Genomic DNA, 14,557 nt, shown 5'->3' on the forward strand with positions numbered 1-14,557 from the left:
GCCGCAGCCGGTTTTCAGGACCACGATGAATCCTCCTTCTTCCCACCGCCCGGGCCACCCTGGCGGCCGCCACACCTCCCGCCCGTCACGTCCGCGTGCCAGTGGGGGGCCTTCGGGGGCTCCGGGCGCCACGCCGCCTGGCGCGGTGGCGCTGTGGCAGCAGTTGACCGCTGTTGCGGGGGCCTTGCAGGCCATTCGCAGCGGCCAGTCGGGCGCGACGGCCCTCGCGGCGGTCGATGCGGGACTGCGCCCCGGGGTCCAGGCCCTGCTGTTCCAGGTGCTGCGGCAGCTGGGCCGCGCCGACGCCCTGCGTCGGCAGCTGGCCACCCGCACGCCGCCACCCGCCGCCGATGCGCTGCTGTGCACGGCCCTGGCGCTGGGCTGGAACCCGGACGAGGCGCCCTACGAAGCCTTCACCCTGGTCAACCAGGCCGTGGAGGCTGCCAAGCACCATCCCGCCACGCGGGCCCAGGCGTCGTTCATCAACGGCTGCCTGCGCCGCTTTCTGCGGGAGCGCGACGCCCTGGTGGCCGCCACCGACAACGACCCGGTGGCCCGCTTCAACCACCCGGCGTGGTGGATCCAGCGGCTGCGCAAGGACCATCCGCAGCATTGGGAGCAGATCCTGCGGGCCAACAACGCCCACGCGCCCATGACGCTGCGGATTAATCAGCAAAAATGCACGCTGCCGCGCTATCAGCAAGCGCTGAATGCTATCAATTTAGAAGCATCCCCCGCCGGTGACATGGGCCTGGCCTTGCAGCACCCGGTACCCGTGCCATCGCTGCCCGGTTTTGCCGAGGGCTGGGCGTCGGTGCAGGACGCCGCCGCCCAGATGGCGGCGCCCTTGCTGCTGCAGGGGTTGGACCTGGCCCAGCCCCTGCGGGTGCTGGACGCCTGCGCCGCCCCCGGCGGCAAAACCGCGCACCTGCTGGAGATGGCCGCCCCCGGCGCGCCGATGCATGTCACGGCGCTGGAGGTTGATGCCACCCGCAGCGCCCGCATTGGCGACACGCTGCAGCGACTGGGGCTGAGCGCCCAGGTGCTGGTGGCCGATGCTGCACGCCCGCAGGACTGGTGGCAGGCGCATTGTGGTGGTGCTCTGTTCGATGCCATCTTGCTCGACGCACCCTGCACCGCATCCGGCATCGTGCGCCGCCACCCCGATGTGCGCTGGCTGCGCCGGGAGAGCGACATTGCCCAACTCGCCACTTTGCAGGCGCAGCTGCTGAAGGCCCTGTGGCCCCTGCTGCGCCCCGGTGGGCGCCTGCTGTACTGCACCTGCTCGGTGTTCCGCGCAGAAGGCGACGCCCAGGTGCAAACGTTTCTTGCGCACAACACCGATGCGCAATTGCAGCCTTCGCCGGGCCATTTAATTCCCGGCAACGCGGACAAGGGCGGGGCAGTCCCGGACAATCAGATCGGTGACCACGACGGATTTTTTTACGCACTGTTGCAAAAATCGCCGTAATGGGCCCGCTGGGGTCCATTGGTTGCTGTTTTGCGCCGCAGTTTTGTCGCTGTGCCTGTGGGGCGGGCTGCTGGCCCCCCCCGCCACGGCCGCCCAGGCCGCCAATGCCGAAGTGGGCGAGCTGCGCCTGGAGCGCGCCGAAGACGGCCTCTACCTCGGGGCCAACCTCCAGTTTGACCTGCCAGATCTGGCCGAAGATGCGCTCTACAAAGGCATCCCGATGTTTTTTGTGGCCGATGCGCAGGTGCTGCGCGACCGCTGGTACTGGTCCGACCGCCTTGTGGCCGAAACCACGCGCTACTTCCGGTTGAGCTACCAGCCGCTGACCCGCCGCTGGCGCCTCAACATCTCTGCCGTGCCCTTCACCAACAGCGGCCTGGGGGTGGTTCTGGGGCAGAATTTTGACAGTTACGATGAGGCGATGGCGTCCATTCAGCGATTTTCGCGCTGGAAGATTGCAGAACGTGATGTGATCGAGGCCGATGCCGTGCACACGGTCAACTTCCGTTTCCGGCTCGACATGTCCCAGCTGCCCCGTCCCTTCCAGATCGGCGCCGTGGGGCGATCGGGCTGGAACCTGCTGGTGTCCCGCAGCCAGCGCCTGGGTGCGGAGCCGGCCAGGTGAGCACAGGCGACACCCCGGCGGGCGCACCGCCGTCCACGCACACCACCGCGCGCCAGTCCCGGGCCGTGCGCTGGGCCGTGGGTGTGGGGGCGGCCATCATGTCGGCAATCGGCATGGTGCTGATGTTCCTGCTGACCCTGGCCACCAACAACCGGGTGCTCTATGAACGCAACTACGCCTGGCTGTTTGGCGTGAATGTGTTTGTGGCCCTGCTGCTGCTGGGCGTGCTGGTCTGGGTGGCCGTGCGGTTGGGCATGCGGCTACGCAAAGGGCGGTTCGGCAGCCGCTTGCTGGTCAAGCTGGCCGCGATCTTTGCGGTGGTCGGGCTCATGCCGGGGTTGCTGATCTATGTGGTGTCCTACCAGTTCGTCACCCGCTCGATCGAAAGCTGGTTCGACGTGAAGGTGGAGGGGGCGCTCTCGGCCGGGGTCAGCCTGGCCCGGGTGTCGCTGGATTCGCTGGCCGCCGACATGGCGGCCAAAACCCGCAATGCCAGCACCCAGGTGGCCCAGGTGCCCGACGCCACAGCGGGTCTGGTGTTGGAGCGCATCCGCGACCAGCTAGGCGCCACCGACGTGGTGCTCTGGAACGCAGCAGGCCAGGCCGTGGCCAGTGCCGGGCAGTCGCGCTTCAGCCTCAACCCCGAGCGGCCGGGCGCATCGTTGCTGCGCACCGTGCGCCAGCAGCGCGCCACGGCGCAGATCGAAGGGCTGGATGACATCGCCGATCCGGCGGCCGCCCAGAACGCACGCGTGAAAGTGCTGGCGCTGGTGGCCAGCCCCAGCGTGGGGCTGCTGGTGGAACCCCGTTACCTGCAGGCCACGCTGCCGCTGCCGCCCGCTCTGGTGGCCAACGCGATTGCGGTGCAGGAGGCCAACCGTGAGTACCAGGAGCGCGCACTGGCGCGCGGCGGCTTGCGGCGCATGTATGTGGGCACGCTCACGCTGAGCCTGTTCCTCGCAGTGTTTGGCGCCGTGCTGCTGGCCGTGCTGCTGGGCAACCAGCTGGTGCGGCCCCTGCTGGTGCTGGCTGAAGGCGTGCGCGAGGTGGCCGCTGGCAACCTCAGCCCCAAGGCAGCGTTGCAGGGCAAGGACGAGCTGGGCGGCCTCACGCGCTCGTTTGCGCTCATGACCCAGCAGTTGGCAGACGCGCGCCAGGCGGTAGAGCAAAGCATGGGTGAGGTGGATGCCGCCCGCGCCAACCTGCAGACCATCTTGGACAACCTCACGGCCGGGGTCATCGTGCTCGATGCCCAGGGGCTGATCCATTCTTCCAACCCCGGCGCCACCCGCATCTTGCGTGCGCCCATGGCCGCGTTCGAAGGCCGCCCGCTGTCGGAGGTGCCGGGCCTTGCCGAGTTTGCTGCTGCGGTCCAGCGGCATTTCGACGCCTTTCTGGGCGACCATGAACGCCATGGCCTGGACCACTGGCAACAGCCGTTTGAGCTGCACGCCTCGGCGGGCGGGGCCGGGCAACACGCTACCAGCCTCGTCGCGCGGGGTGCGGAGCTGCCCGACTCGACCCGACTGTTGGTTTTTGACGACATTTCTGAAATCGTTTCTGCCCAGCGAGCGCAGGCATGGGGCGAGGTCGCGCGGCGCCTGGCTCACGAAATCAAGAACCCCCTGACCCCCATCCAGCTGTCGGCCGAGCGGCTGGAAATGAAGCTCTCGGGCAAGCTGCCCGGGCCCGAACAGGCCATCCTCGCCAAGTCCGTCAAGACCATCGTGGACCAGGTCGATGCCATGAAGCGGCTGGTCAACGAGTTCCGCGACTACGCCCGCCTGCCCGCAGCAGAACTGCACGCGCTGGACCTCAATGCCCTGGTGGCCGATGTGCTGCATTTGTATGGCGAAGAAAACGCCACCGTCCCTGTAGAAGCTGAGCTGGACCCGCGCTGCCCCTGGATTGCCGGTGACGCGCAGCAGCTGCGCCAGGTGGTGCACAACCTGCTGCAAAACGCGCAGGACGCTACCGAGCAGGCACGTACCGATGCCGCCGAGGCGGCGCTGCAACCGGTGCGCATCAGCACCCGCTGGAGCGAGTCCTCGCGGCGTGTGCGGCTCACCGTGACGGACAGCGGCGGGGGGTTTCCGGCCCACATCCTGCAGCGCGCCTTCGAGCCCTATGTCACCACCAAACCCCGGGGCACCGGCCTGGGTCTGGCCGTGGTGAAAAAGATCGCAGATGAGCACGGTGCGCGCATCGACCTGTCCAACCGCACCGAAGACGGCGTGGTGCGCGGGGCCCAAGTGTCGTTATCATTCGCCCCTGTACCAGCGGTGGCGTGATAACAACACCGCCCCGCAGTCCCTCCCCAAGGCGCTTCAACACACATGGCAAACATTCTGGTGGTCGATGATGAGCTCGGCATTCGTGATCTGTTGTCGGAAATCCTGAACGACGAAGGTCACAGCGTAGACCTCGCAGAAAATGCGACCCAGGCCCGAAGCGCCCGCGCTGGCAACAGCTACGACCTGGTGCTGCTGGACATCTGGATGCCCGACACCGACGGCGTCTCGCTGCTCAAAGAGTGGGCGACCGCAGGCGTGCTCACCATGCCCGTGATCATGATGAGCGGCCACGCCACCATCGACACCGCTGTAGAAGCCACCCGCATCGGGGCGTTCTCGTTCCTCGAAAAACCCATCACCCTGCAAAAGCTCCTGAAGGCCGTGGAGCAGGGCCTGGCCCGCAACGCCGCCCACCAGGCCGCCCCCGTGGCTGCGGCCCAGGCACCCGCCGCTGCACCGGCCGACCCCACCTTTGCACAGATGCCCGCCGTTGCGACCGCCATGGCCGGTGTGGACGCCGGCCCCCATGCCCACCAGGGCTTCGACCTGGACCGCCCCTTGCGCGAGGCGCGCGATGGCTTCGAGAAGGCCTACTTCGAGTTTCACCTCGCCCGCGAAGGCGGCTCCATGACCCGCGTGGCCGAGAAGACCGGCCTGGAGCGCACCCACCTGTACCGCAAGCTGCGCCAGCTGGGCGTGGACCTGGGCCGGGGCAAGCGGAATTAATTTCTGCAAACTTCCAAAAGCCTCCAATTTTCTGGCTATAATTTGAGGCTCAGGCCCGGTAGCTCAGTCGGTAGAGCAGAGGATTGAAAATCCTTGTGTCGGTGGTTCGATTCCGCCCCAGGCCACCAAACAAAAGCCCTTGATTTGAAAGAATCAAGGGCTTTTTCAATTTCACGCATCGCCATGACGGTGCCGGTGGTGGGCGCAGGCCTCTTTTCCTTGTGTCGCCTGCCATCGGGCCGGTGTTGCCTTCGCTGCGCAGACATGGCGGACGGCCTGGTCCGCCGCATCGCGTTCTCCCTTCAGTATCTCCCGCACGTTTCCCATGCCCCTTCTGCACGACACCACCCTCGGTATCGACTTTGGCACTTCCAATTCCGCCATGGCGGTGCGACAAGGCGCGGGCCCTGCGCGGATGATTGCGCTGGAGGGGGCGGCGCACACGCTGCCGACGGCGCTGTTCTTCAATGGCGAGGACCACAGCACGCACTTTGGGCGCGATGCCGTGGGGCAGTACCTGGCTGGTACCGAGGGGCGCCTGATGCGCTCGCTCAAGAGCCTGCTGGGCAGCGCGCTGCTGCAGGACAAGACGGCCGTGCACAACAAGATGGTGAGCTACCAGGACATCATCAGCCTGTTCCTGCGCATGCTGGCGCAGAAGGCCCGCGAAGAGCTGGGCGGCCTCCCTGCGCGTGTGGTGATGGGTCGCCCCGTGCATTTTGTGGACGGCGATGCCGAGCGCGACCAGCAGGCCGAAGACGCACTGCGCCAGGCGGCGCTGGGGGCGGGCTTCGAGAACGTGTCGTTCCAGTTCGAGCCCATTGCGGCGGCGCTGGACTACGAGCAGCGCATTGCGCACGAGTCGCTGGTGCTGGTGGTGGACATTGGCGGGGGCACGTCGGACTTCACCGTGGTGCGCCTGGGCCCCGAGCGCATGGCCCGCGCAGACCGCAGCGCGGATGTGCTGGCCACCACGGGTGTGCACATCGGCGGCACGGACTTTGACCGCCGCCTGAGCCTGGACCTGCTCATGCCGCTGCTGGGCTTTCGCCACACCGGGCCCACGGGGCGCGAGGTGCCGAGCCGGGTGTTCTTCGACCTGTCCACCTGGCACCTGATCCAGTGGCTGTATGCGCCCCGGGCCCTGCGCGACGCGCAGAACCTGCGCACCGACTATGCCGACGCGCGCCTGCATGGGCGGCTGATGTGGGTGCTGAACGAGCGCCTGGGCCACCGCCTGGCCAACACGGTGGAACAGGCCAAGATTGCTGCCTCACTGTCGGACGCCGATGCGCTCATGCCGCTGGACTGGATCGAGTCGGACTTGGCGGCGGCGGTGACGTCGCAGGGGTTGGCGCAGTTCCTGGAACAGCCGCTAGCGCAGGTGGTGGCCTGCGCACAGGACTGTGTGCGCAGCGCCGGGCTGGCCGGGCAGGGGCTGGAAGCGATTTACCTCACGGGGGGCTCGTCGGCGCTGCGGCCGTTGCGGCAGGCGCTGAAGGCCGCCTTCCCGAGCACGCCACAGGTCGAAGGCGATCTGTTTGGTGGTGTGGCGGCGGGCCTTGCGGTGTCGGGCTGAGGCCCCTGCGGCGGGGCTTTGGCTGCGGGATTGTTGGTGGGTTAATTGCTATCAAATAGATAGCTATCAAGGCATAATGGTCGCGCGGAGACGGCCATTTTGACCAAGATTTTTTGGCGCCGCGACCGCCGCGACCGCCGACACCGGAGGTTGGGTTCAGTCGGCTGCGTCGGATTCGGCGTCGGTGCCGTTCGATCCGTCGCGCTTCCACGCCAGGGCCGTGTCATACAGCACATTGCGCGACGCGCCGGTGATGTCGGCCGCCAGGCGCACAGCGCTTTTCAGCGGCAACTCGGCCAGCAGCAGGCGCAGCACCCGCAGGCTTTCGCCGTCGTTGCCCGCCACGGGCACGGGGTGCAGCAGCACCACGAATTCGCCGCGCGAGCGCTGGGGCGAGCCATCCAGCCAGGCCGTCAGGGCCTGGGCGGGCTGGGTGGTGATTTCTTCAAACTGCTTGGTCAGCTCGCGCGCCAGTGTCACGGGCCGCGTGCCCAGCACGGCCAGGGCCTGGGCCAGTTCGCCAATGCGATGGGGGGCTTCGAGCAGCACCACGCAGCGGGGCTCGGCGGCCAGCTGTTGCGCAATCACGCTGGCGCGCTCCGCATTCTTCACGGGCAGAAAACCGGCAAACACAAAACCGCCATGTTCGGCACTGTGGGCCACGGCACCGGCCGCACTGAGGGCCGTGGTGATGCTGCTGGCGCCTGGCAGGGGCAGGGCGCGCCGGCCCGCAGCGTGCACGGCCGCCACCAGGCGGGCGCCAGGGTCGCTCACGCCCGGGGTGCCTGCATCGCTCACATAGGCCACCCGCTGGCCTTGCTGCAGCCGCTGCACCACGGCTTGTGCGGCCTCGGCCTCGTTGTGCTGGTGCACGGCCAGCAGCTGGGCTGCGCCTTTGTCGATGCCGTAGGCGCGCAGCAGCGCCTGGGTGTGGCGCGTGTCCTCGCAGGCCACGGTGTCGGCCAGCTGCAGCACATGCAGCGCGCGCAGCGTGATGTCGGCGAGGTTGCCGATGGGCGTGGCCACGACGTACAGCGCGCCCTCGGGATAATGCTGCGCAGCCGCTGCATCGCGTGCGGCGCCCAGGGCTGAAGCGAAAGAGGCGCTCAATGAAATTCCTTGAAAAAAGACAAGCGGACAGCGCACCAGGCCGGGTTGCCCAAGCCGCTGCGACCACCCCAGCCGCCACGACTCGGGATCGGGGCAATGCGGCCGAAGACCAGGCCCTGGCCCACCTGCAGGCGGCGGGCCTGCAGCTGGTGGTGCGCAATTATCGGACGCCCGGGCGCGGCGGGGGCGAGATTGACCTGGTGATGCGCGCGCGGGATGGCACGCTGGTGTTTGTGGAGGTGCGCAGCCGCAGCAGCCAGGCCTTTGGCGGCGCCGGGGCCAGCATCAGCGCCACCAAGCAGCAGCGCATCGTGTTTGCGGCGCGGCAGTATCTGATGCGCCTGCCATCGCCGCCGCCTTGCCGGTTTGATGTGGTGCTGGTGCAAGGCGCATCGGTGTCGTGGCTCCAGGCCGCGTTTGATGCGCAGTAGCGCGCATCCGGGCCTGACCGCCGCGCAGGGTTTTATGCCCCAGAGCCATGCAGGTGGCTACGGTTTGCTACAAAAGCTGTAACACGCGGCGGGTATCATCGGGCCCTCATGCTTGAGCAACGCATCCAACAGCATTTCATCGACAGCGCCGACCTGAAGTACCAGGCCGCGCAAGCCCTCAGCCACCCCATCGCTGCCGCCGTGCAGGCCGTGCTCGCCTGCGTGACCAGCGGCGGCAAGGTGCTGGCCTGTGGCAATGGGGCCTCGGCTGCCGAAGCCCAGCAGTTTGCCGCCTTCTGTGTAGCTGGTTTTGAGCGGGAGCGGCCGGAGCTGGCCGCCCTGGCGCTGACCGCCGACAGCACCTTGCTGACGGCTGCCGCAGCGGCCAGCCAGGATGCGGCCCAGCAGTTTGCCCGCCAGGTGCGGGCGCTGGGCCAGGCGGGCGATGTGCTGTTGGCCCTGTCGGTCACCGGCAACGACGCCAACCTGCTGGCCGCCACCGAAGCCGCTCATGAGCGCGACATGACCGTGGTGGTGCTGACCGGCCGCACCGGCGGCAAGTTGGCCGCCTTGCTGCGCGAGACCGACGTACTGATCAGCGTGCCCCACGACCGCGCTGCGCGCGTGCGTGAAGTCCATGCCCTGGCGCTGCACTGCCTGTGCGACGGCGTGGATGCCCAGTTACTTGGTGAACAGGAGATTCCGTGATGAACAACCCAACCCTGACCCGTACCCGCCGCACCGTGTGCACGGTGCTGGCCGCCGCTGCGCTGGCCGCAGGCCTGTCGGCCTGCGCCCCGCTGATCGTGGGTGGTGCTGTGGTGGGCGGCGTGATGGCCGTGGACCGCCGCACCACCGGCACCCAGATCGAAGACGAAGGCATCGAGCTGCGTGCGGCCAACCGCATCCGCGAAACCCTGGGCGACCGCGTCCACGTCAACGTGACCAGCTACAACCGCCAGGCGCTGCTGACCGGCGAGGTGCCCAATGCCCAGGACCGCCAGACCGTGGAGCAGATCGTCTCGCAGGTGGAGAACACCCGTTCGGTGGTGAACGACCTAGCCGTGATGCCAAACACCACGCTGGGCCAGCGCTCCAACGACACCTTCATCACCGGCAAGGTGCGCGCCAGCCTGGTGGATGCGCAGGACATCTCGGCCAACTCCTTCAAGGTGGTGACCGAGCGCAACATCGTGTACCTGATGGGCCGGGTGTCGCAGCGCGAAGCCAACCGCGCCACCGAGATCGCACGCGGCGTGAGCGATGTGCGCAAGGTGGTGCGCGTGTTCGAGATCGTGTCGGAAGAAGAGCTGCGCCGCATCGCGCCCCAGCCCGCGCCGGTGACGACGGACACCCAGCCTGCAGGAGGCTGAGGGCTGAGGGCGACAACATCTGACTCCAACGCCAAAGTCCCGAACCGCGTAGCGTGGTTCGGGACTTTTTTCTTGAGGCTTCGCATTGCGCGCTGCACCATGAAACTGGCGTGACCAGTGCCCGTGCCCCCGCGCAAGGGCCGCCCCGCCGCGCTGAGGGCGTCCCCCTTTTGGGGGGATGGCGCGAAGCGCCTCAGGGGGGCTTCTTACTTCAACCGCTTGATCAGGCTGGAGGTATCCCAGCGGTTGCCGCCCATCTGCTGCACATCGGCATAGAACTGGTCCACCAGCGCCGTCACCGGCAGGCGCGAGCCGTTGCGCTTGGCCTCGTCGAGTACCAGGCCCAGGTCCTTGCGCATCCAGTCCACGGCAAAGCCGAAGTCGAACTTGCCGTCCACCATGGTCTTGCCCCGGTTGTCCATCTGCCAGCTCTGGGCGGCGCCCTTGCCGATCACGTCCAGCACCTGCTTCATGTCCAGCCCCGCGTTCTGGCCAAAGGCCACGGCTTCGGACAGGCCCTGCACCAGCCCGGCAATGCAGATCTGGTTGACCATCTTGGCCAGCTGCCCCGATCCGCTCTCGCCCAGCAGCGTGAAGGCGCGCGAAAACGCCATGGCCACGGGCTGGGCCGCATCAAAAGCGGCGGCGTCGCCACCACACATCACCGTGAGCTGGCCGTTTTGCGCACCTGCCTGGCCGCCCGAGACAGGCGCATCGACGAACTGCAGGCCTTGCGCCTTGGCAGCCGCGTACAGCTCGCGCGCCACCTCGGCCGAGGCCGTGGTGTGGTCCACAAAGATGGCGCCGGGCTGCATGCCCGCAAATGCACCATCGGCTCCCAGGGTCACCGAGCGCAGGTCGTTGTCGTTGCCCACGCAGCAGAACACGATGTCGGCGCCCGCAGCCGCCTCGCGCGGCGTTGCGGCATGTTTTGGGGCCTTTGCGCCTGCGTATTCTGTACACCATGCTACTGATTTAGTAGCGGTGCGGTTGTACACCGTCACTTCATGTCCGGCCAGGGCGAGGTGCCCGGCCATGGGGTAGCCCATCACCCCCAGGCCCAGGAAGGCGACCTTGCGGGAAGGGGTGGCGTCGTAGGTGCGGGGATTGGTGCTTGGCATGGCGGTAGCGGAGAAGGGTTAACGGGTTCGTGGAAATGAAAACCCGCCCAAGAGGGCGGGCGAAAAGGGGGTGAAGCAGGGGGCGACGGGCCCTGAGAGTCGCGGCAGCCCCGGTCAGACAATCGCAAAGTGCTCGGTGCCCTGGGCCAGGTCGGGGGACTTGGCGCGTTGGCTGTTGAGCTTGATCTGCAGGCGCAGATCGTTGAGCGAGTCGGCGTTGCGCAGAGCGTCTTCGTAGCTGATCACATTGGCCTCGTACAGGTCGAACAGCGCCTGGTCGAAGGTCTGCATGCCCAGGTTGCGGCTCTTTTTCATGATCTCCTTGATCTCGGAGACCTCGCCCTTGAAGATCAAATCGGAGATCAGCGGCGTGTTGAGCATGACCTCCACCGCAGCCGCACGGCCCTTGCCGTCCTGCTTGGGGATCAGCCGTTGCGACACCATGGCTCGCAGGTTGAGCGACAGGTCCATCAGCAACTGCGCGCGGCGTTCTTCGGGGAAGAAGTTGATGATCCGGTCCAGCGCCTGGTTGGCGCTGTTGGCGTGCAGCGTGGCCAGGCACAAGTGACCGGTTTCGGCAAAGGCCACGGCGTGTTCCATGGTCTCGCGGTCGCGGATTTCGCCCATCAGGATCACATCGGGCGCCTGGCGCAGCGTGTTCTTCAGCGCCGCTTCCCAGCTGTCGGTGTCCAGGCCCACTTCGCGCTGCGTCACCACGCAGTTCTTGTGCGGGTGGACGAACTCCACCGGGTCTTCCACCGTGATGATGTGGCCGAACGAGTTCTCGTTGCGCCAGTCCACCATCGCGGCCAGCGTGGTGGACTTGCCCGAGCCCGTGGCACCCACCAGGATGCACAGGCCGCGCTTGGTCATCGTCACTTCCTTGAGCACCTGCGGCACACCCAGGCCATCGATGGTGGGCAGCGTGAGCGGGATCGTCCGCAGCACCATGCCAACCCGGCCCTGCTGGACAAAGGCGTTGACGCGGAAGCGGCCGATGCCGGCGGGCGAGATGGCGAAATTGCACTCCTTGGTGCGTTCAAAGTCGGCCACCTGCTTGTCGCTCATCACAGAGCGCGCCAGCGTGAGCGTGTGGGTGGGTGTGAGCGGTTGTGGCGACACCTTGGTCACCTTGCCATCGACCTTGATGGCCGGTGGAAACTCTGCCGTGATGAACAAGTCGCTGCCATTGCGGCTGACCATCAGCTTGAGCAGGTCGTTGATGAATTTACTGGCCTGATCGCGTTCCATCAGAATTTCTCCCGGGGGTGGTCGTCGTCTGTCGGACGCTCATGGGTCTGGGTCTTGGGTTGTTGCATCACCTGCATCACTTCTGGTTGTCGCTGAGGCGGGCACTCACCACGCGCAGGCGCAGCGACAGCTTGCGGGCCAGCAGAGCAATCAGGCTGGCAGCAAGCTGCGGGTCCTTGCTCATCATGTCGTCCATGGCCTCGGCGGAGAGCACCGCGATCTCGCAGTCGGTGAGTGTGGTGCAGGCCGAAAAGCGGATGCCGCTGTCCAGCAGCGACATCTCGCCCAGGATGTCGCCGGGGCGGGTCTCGGCCAGGCGCAGCTGCTCGCCCCAGGGCTGAACCCGGTCCACTGCAATGGTGCCGGTGAGCAGCACCACCATGAAGTTGCCGTACTCGTCCTGGCGGATCACGTCGCGATTGGATGGGATGGCGGCAAATTCGAAGAAGCGCTCCATGCGCTCCACGGCGTCCTTGTCCAGGTGCGCCATGTACTTGTCCTTGGCCCACAGGCCCTGCAGCAGCTTGCCGCCGCGGCTGGTGGGCAGGCGCTTGGCACCCACTTCGACGGCGCGGGCCTCCCAGGGCACCAGCATCGAATCGTCCACGCCCTGGCCCGCAAACGCGGTGGAGAACAGCACGGAATCCGTGTTGTCGTCCCCCGTCTTGCCGCTGCGGGTTTTCATTTTCAGAAGGCTCAGAATGCCTTTCATACGGTGCTCCGGTATGCGGCCGTTGGTGGGGTCGCAAGGTACATGGATGGGCGCGGATCAGCCAGGGAAATTCTCGGGGATCTTGGCCTTGGCGCGCGCCTCGGCCGGGCTGATGATGTTGCGCCGGACGAGGTCCGTCAGGTTCTGGTCCAGCGTCTGCATGCCCACGCTGTTGCTGGTCTGGATGGTGGAATACATCTGCGCCACCTTGGCTTCGCGGATCAGGTTGCGGATGGCGCTGGTGCCCAGCATGATCTCGTGCGCAGCCACGCGGCCCGAGCCGTCCTTGGTCTTGCACAGCGTCTGCGAGATCACGGCCTGCAGCGATTCGGACAACATCGCGCGGACCATTTCCTTTTCCTCGGCGGGGAACACGTCGATGATCCGGTCGATGGTCTTGGCGGCGCTGGACGTGTGCAGCGTGCCGAACACCAAGTGGCCCGTTTCCGCCGCCGTCATGGCCAGGCGGATGGTTTCGAGGTCGCGCATTTCGCCCACCAGAATGGCGTCCGGGTCTTCGCGCAACGCAGACTTCAGGGCCGCCGCGAACGACAGCGTCATCGGCCCCACTTCGCGCTGGTTGATCAGGCACTTCTTGGACTCGTGCACGAACTCGATCGGGTCTTCCACCGTGAGGATGTGGCCGTATTCGGATTCGTTGAGGTAGTTGACCATGGCGGCCAGCGTGGTGGACTTGCCTGAGCCCGTGGGGCCAGTCACCAGCACCAGGCCCCGTGGCTTCAGGGCCAGGTCGCCAAAGATCTTGGGGGCGTTGAGCTGCTCCAGCGTCAGGATCTTGCTCGGAATCGTCCGGAACACAGCGGCCGCGCCCCGGTTCTGGTTGAAGGCGTTGACGCGAAAACGGGCCAAGCCCTCGATTTCGAACGAGAAGTCCACCTCCAGGAATTCTTCGTACGTCTTGCGCTGCGAGTCGCTCATGATGTCGTACACCATGGCGTGCACTGTCTTGTGGTCCAGAGCATCGACGTTGATGCGCCGTACGTCGCCGTGGACCCGGATCATGGGCGGCAGACCAGCGGAGAGGTGCAGGTCGGAGGCCTTGTTCTTGACGCTGAACGCGAGCAGTTGGGTGATGTCCACGGAGTCCCTCTATCGTTTGGTACGCTTGCCAAACATTATGACCACGATTGCTAACAACCTCCAACAGGTTCTGGGCAGGATGGCGCAGGCGTGCACAGCCGCTGGGCGCGATCCGGGCAGCGTCGGCCTGCTGGCCGTTTCCAAGACCTTTGGCGCCGACGCGGTGCTGGAGGCGGTGGCCGCTGGCCAGCGCGCCTTTGGCGAAAACTACATCCAGGAAGGCGTGGACAAGATCGCCGCCGTGCGGGCGGCCCTGCCTGATGTGGCACTGCAGTGGCATTGCATCGGCCCCATCCAGAGCAACAAGACCCGCCCCGTGGCCGAGCACTTCGACTGGGTGCACACGGTGGACCGGCTCAAGATCGCCGAACGCCTGTCGGCCCAGCGCCCGGAGCCACTGCCCCCGTTACATATATGTATCCAGGTCAACATCGACGGCGGCCCCACCAAATCGGGCGTGGTGCCCGCCGATGCACTGGAGCTGGTGCGGGCTGTCGCAAAACTGCCACGGCTGGTGGTTCGGGGGCTCATGGCTATTCCCGACCATGCTCCTGAATTTGAAGCGCAACTGGCAATCCACATGCGCGCAAAAGCACTTTTTGACTCAATTTCCGCACTGAAGGAGCCGGGCCTGGCACAGTTCGACACCCTGTCCCTGGGCATGACGGCCGATCTGGAGGCTGCCATCCAGGCGGGCAGCACGCTGGTGCGCGTGGGCACCGGCGTGTTTGGTGGACGGACCTACCCCGCCGCCTGAGCGGGC

14 protein-coding genes and 1 tRNA gene are annotated in these 14,557 nt (G+C 66.6%); 10 read left to right on the forward strand and 5 right to left on the reverse strand.

From position 1 onward, the window contains the following. The first annotated feature begins 25 nt into the window (after positions 1 to 25). From rsmB to AC07Z7_RS10950, 6 genes are all read left to right on the forward strand, one after another. Positions 26 to 1,471, forward strand: coding sequence for a 16S rRNA (cytosine(967)-C(5))-methyltransferase RsmB (rsmB, locus tag AC07Z7_RS10925; RefSeq protein WP_494766237.1), 1,446 nt, complete (start codon positions 26 to 28; stop codon positions 1,469 to 1,471). Between the two features lie 25 nt (positions 1,472 to 1,496). After that, entirely contained in the window at positions 1,497 to 2,096 is a 600-nt protein-coding gene (locus AC07Z7_RS10930; protein WP_494766271.1) for a DUF4390 domain-containing protein, read from the forward strand. Beyond that, the gene (locus tag AC07Z7_RS10935) at positions 2,093 to 4,387 is read left to right on the forward strand and encodes a sensor histidine kinase (protein WP_494766238.1); all 2,295 of its coding nucleotides are present in this window, start codon (positions 2,093 to 2,095) and stop codon (positions 4,385 to 4,387) included. Before AC07Z7_RS10930 ends, AC07Z7_RS10935 begins: the two co-directional genes overlap by 4 nt. Positions 4,388 to 4,432: 45 nt before the next feature. Further along, positions 4,433 to 5,116, forward strand: a complete 684-nt coding sequence (locus tag AC07Z7_RS10940; protein ID WP_094289365.1) for a response regulator — start codon at positions 4,433 to 4,435, stop codon at positions 5,114 to 5,116. Between the two features lie 52 nt (positions 5,117 to 5,168). Next, a tRNA-Phe gene (locus AC07Z7_RS10945) sits at positions 5,169 to 5,244 on the forward strand. A 197-nt stretch (positions 5,245 to 5,441) separates the two neighbouring features. Then, the gene (locus tag AC07Z7_RS10950) at positions 5,442 to 6,695 is read left to right on the forward strand and encodes an Hsp70 family protein (protein ID WP_494766239.1); all 1,254 of its coding nucleotides are present in this window, start codon (positions 5,442 to 5,444) and stop codon (positions 6,693 to 6,695) included. Between the two features lie 156 nt (positions 6,696 to 6,851). Here AC07Z7_RS10950 and rsmI read toward each other — a convergent pair whose 3' ends face one another. Then, positions 6,852 to 7,805: a 16S rRNA (cytidine(1402)-2'-O)-methyltransferase gene (gene rsmI, locus AC07Z7_RS10955; RefSeq protein ID WP_494766240.1), complete on the reverse strand. Its 954-nt coding sequence runs from the start codon at positions 7,803 to 7,805 to the stop codon at positions 6,852 to 6,854. On the opposite strand from rsmI, the gene AC07Z7_RS10960 reads away from it, so the two are divergent. The 3 genes from AC07Z7_RS10960 (at position 7,805) to AC07Z7_RS10970 (ending at position 9,609) form a co-directional block, all read left to right on the forward strand. Continuing rightward, a complete protein-coding gene (locus AC07Z7_RS10960; RefSeq protein ID WP_094289324.1) occupies positions 7,805 to 8,236 on the forward strand; it encodes a YraN family protein in 432 nt (143 codons plus the stop codon). The two genes, rsmI and AC07Z7_RS10960, sit on opposite strands and share 1 nt — an antisense overlap. Positions 8,237 to 8,344: 108 nt before the next feature. After that, entirely contained in the window at positions 8,345 to 8,944 is a 600-nt protein-coding gene (locus AC07Z7_RS10965) for an SIS domain-containing protein (RefSeq protein WP_094289322.1), read from the forward strand. Continuing rightward, a complete protein-coding gene (locus AC07Z7_RS10970) occupies positions 8,944 to 9,609 on the forward strand; it encodes a BON domain-containing protein (protein ID WP_063459225.1) in 666 nt (221 codons plus the stop codon). The genes AC07Z7_RS10965 and AC07Z7_RS10970 overlap by 1 nt, the downstream gene beginning before the upstream one ends. A gap of 206 nt (positions 9,610 to 9,815) precedes the next feature. Here the strand turns inward: AC07Z7_RS10970 and AC07Z7_RS10975 are convergent, their stop codons facing one another. The 4 genes from AC07Z7_RS10975 to AC07Z7_RS10990 form a co-directional block, all read right to left on the reverse strand. After that, positions 9,816 to 10,730, reverse strand: coding sequence for an NAD(P)-dependent oxidoreductase (locus tag AC07Z7_RS10975; protein WP_494766241.1), 915 nt, complete (start codon positions 10,728 to 10,730; stop codon positions 9,816 to 9,818). 114 nt (positions 10,731 to 10,844) lie between these two features. Continuing rightward, positions 10,845 to 11,981, reverse strand: coding sequence for a PilT/PilU family type 4a pilus ATPase (locus AC07Z7_RS10980; RefSeq protein ID WP_094289316.1), 1,137 nt, complete (start codon positions 11,979 to 11,981; stop codon positions 10,845 to 10,847). Positions 11,982 to 12,057: 76 nt separating this feature from the next. After that, entirely contained in the window at positions 12,058 to 12,693 is a 636-nt protein-coding gene (locus tag AC07Z7_RS10985) for a cyclic nucleotide-binding domain-containing protein (protein WP_063459228.1), read from the reverse strand. A 57-nt stretch (positions 12,694 to 12,750) separates the two neighbouring features. Continuing rightward, positions 12,751 to 13,794: a type IV pilus twitching motility protein PilT gene (locus AC07Z7_RS10990; RefSeq protein WP_094289314.1), complete on the reverse strand. Its 1,044-nt coding sequence runs from the start codon at positions 13,792 to 13,794 to the stop codon at positions 12,751 to 12,753. A gap of 37 nt (positions 13,795 to 13,831) precedes the next feature. Here AC07Z7_RS10990 and AC07Z7_RS10995 point away from each other — a divergent pair, with 37 nt between their 5' ends. Then, on the forward strand, positions 13,832 to 14,551 hold the full coding sequence (locus tag AC07Z7_RS10995) for a YggS family pyridoxal phosphate-dependent enzyme (protein WP_494766242.1): 720 nt from the start codon (positions 13,832 to 13,834) through the stop codon (positions 14,549 to 14,551). Positions 14,552 to 14,557: the final 6 nt, after the last annotated feature.

The organism is Acidovorax sp. GW101-11A03, assembly GCF_059424825.1.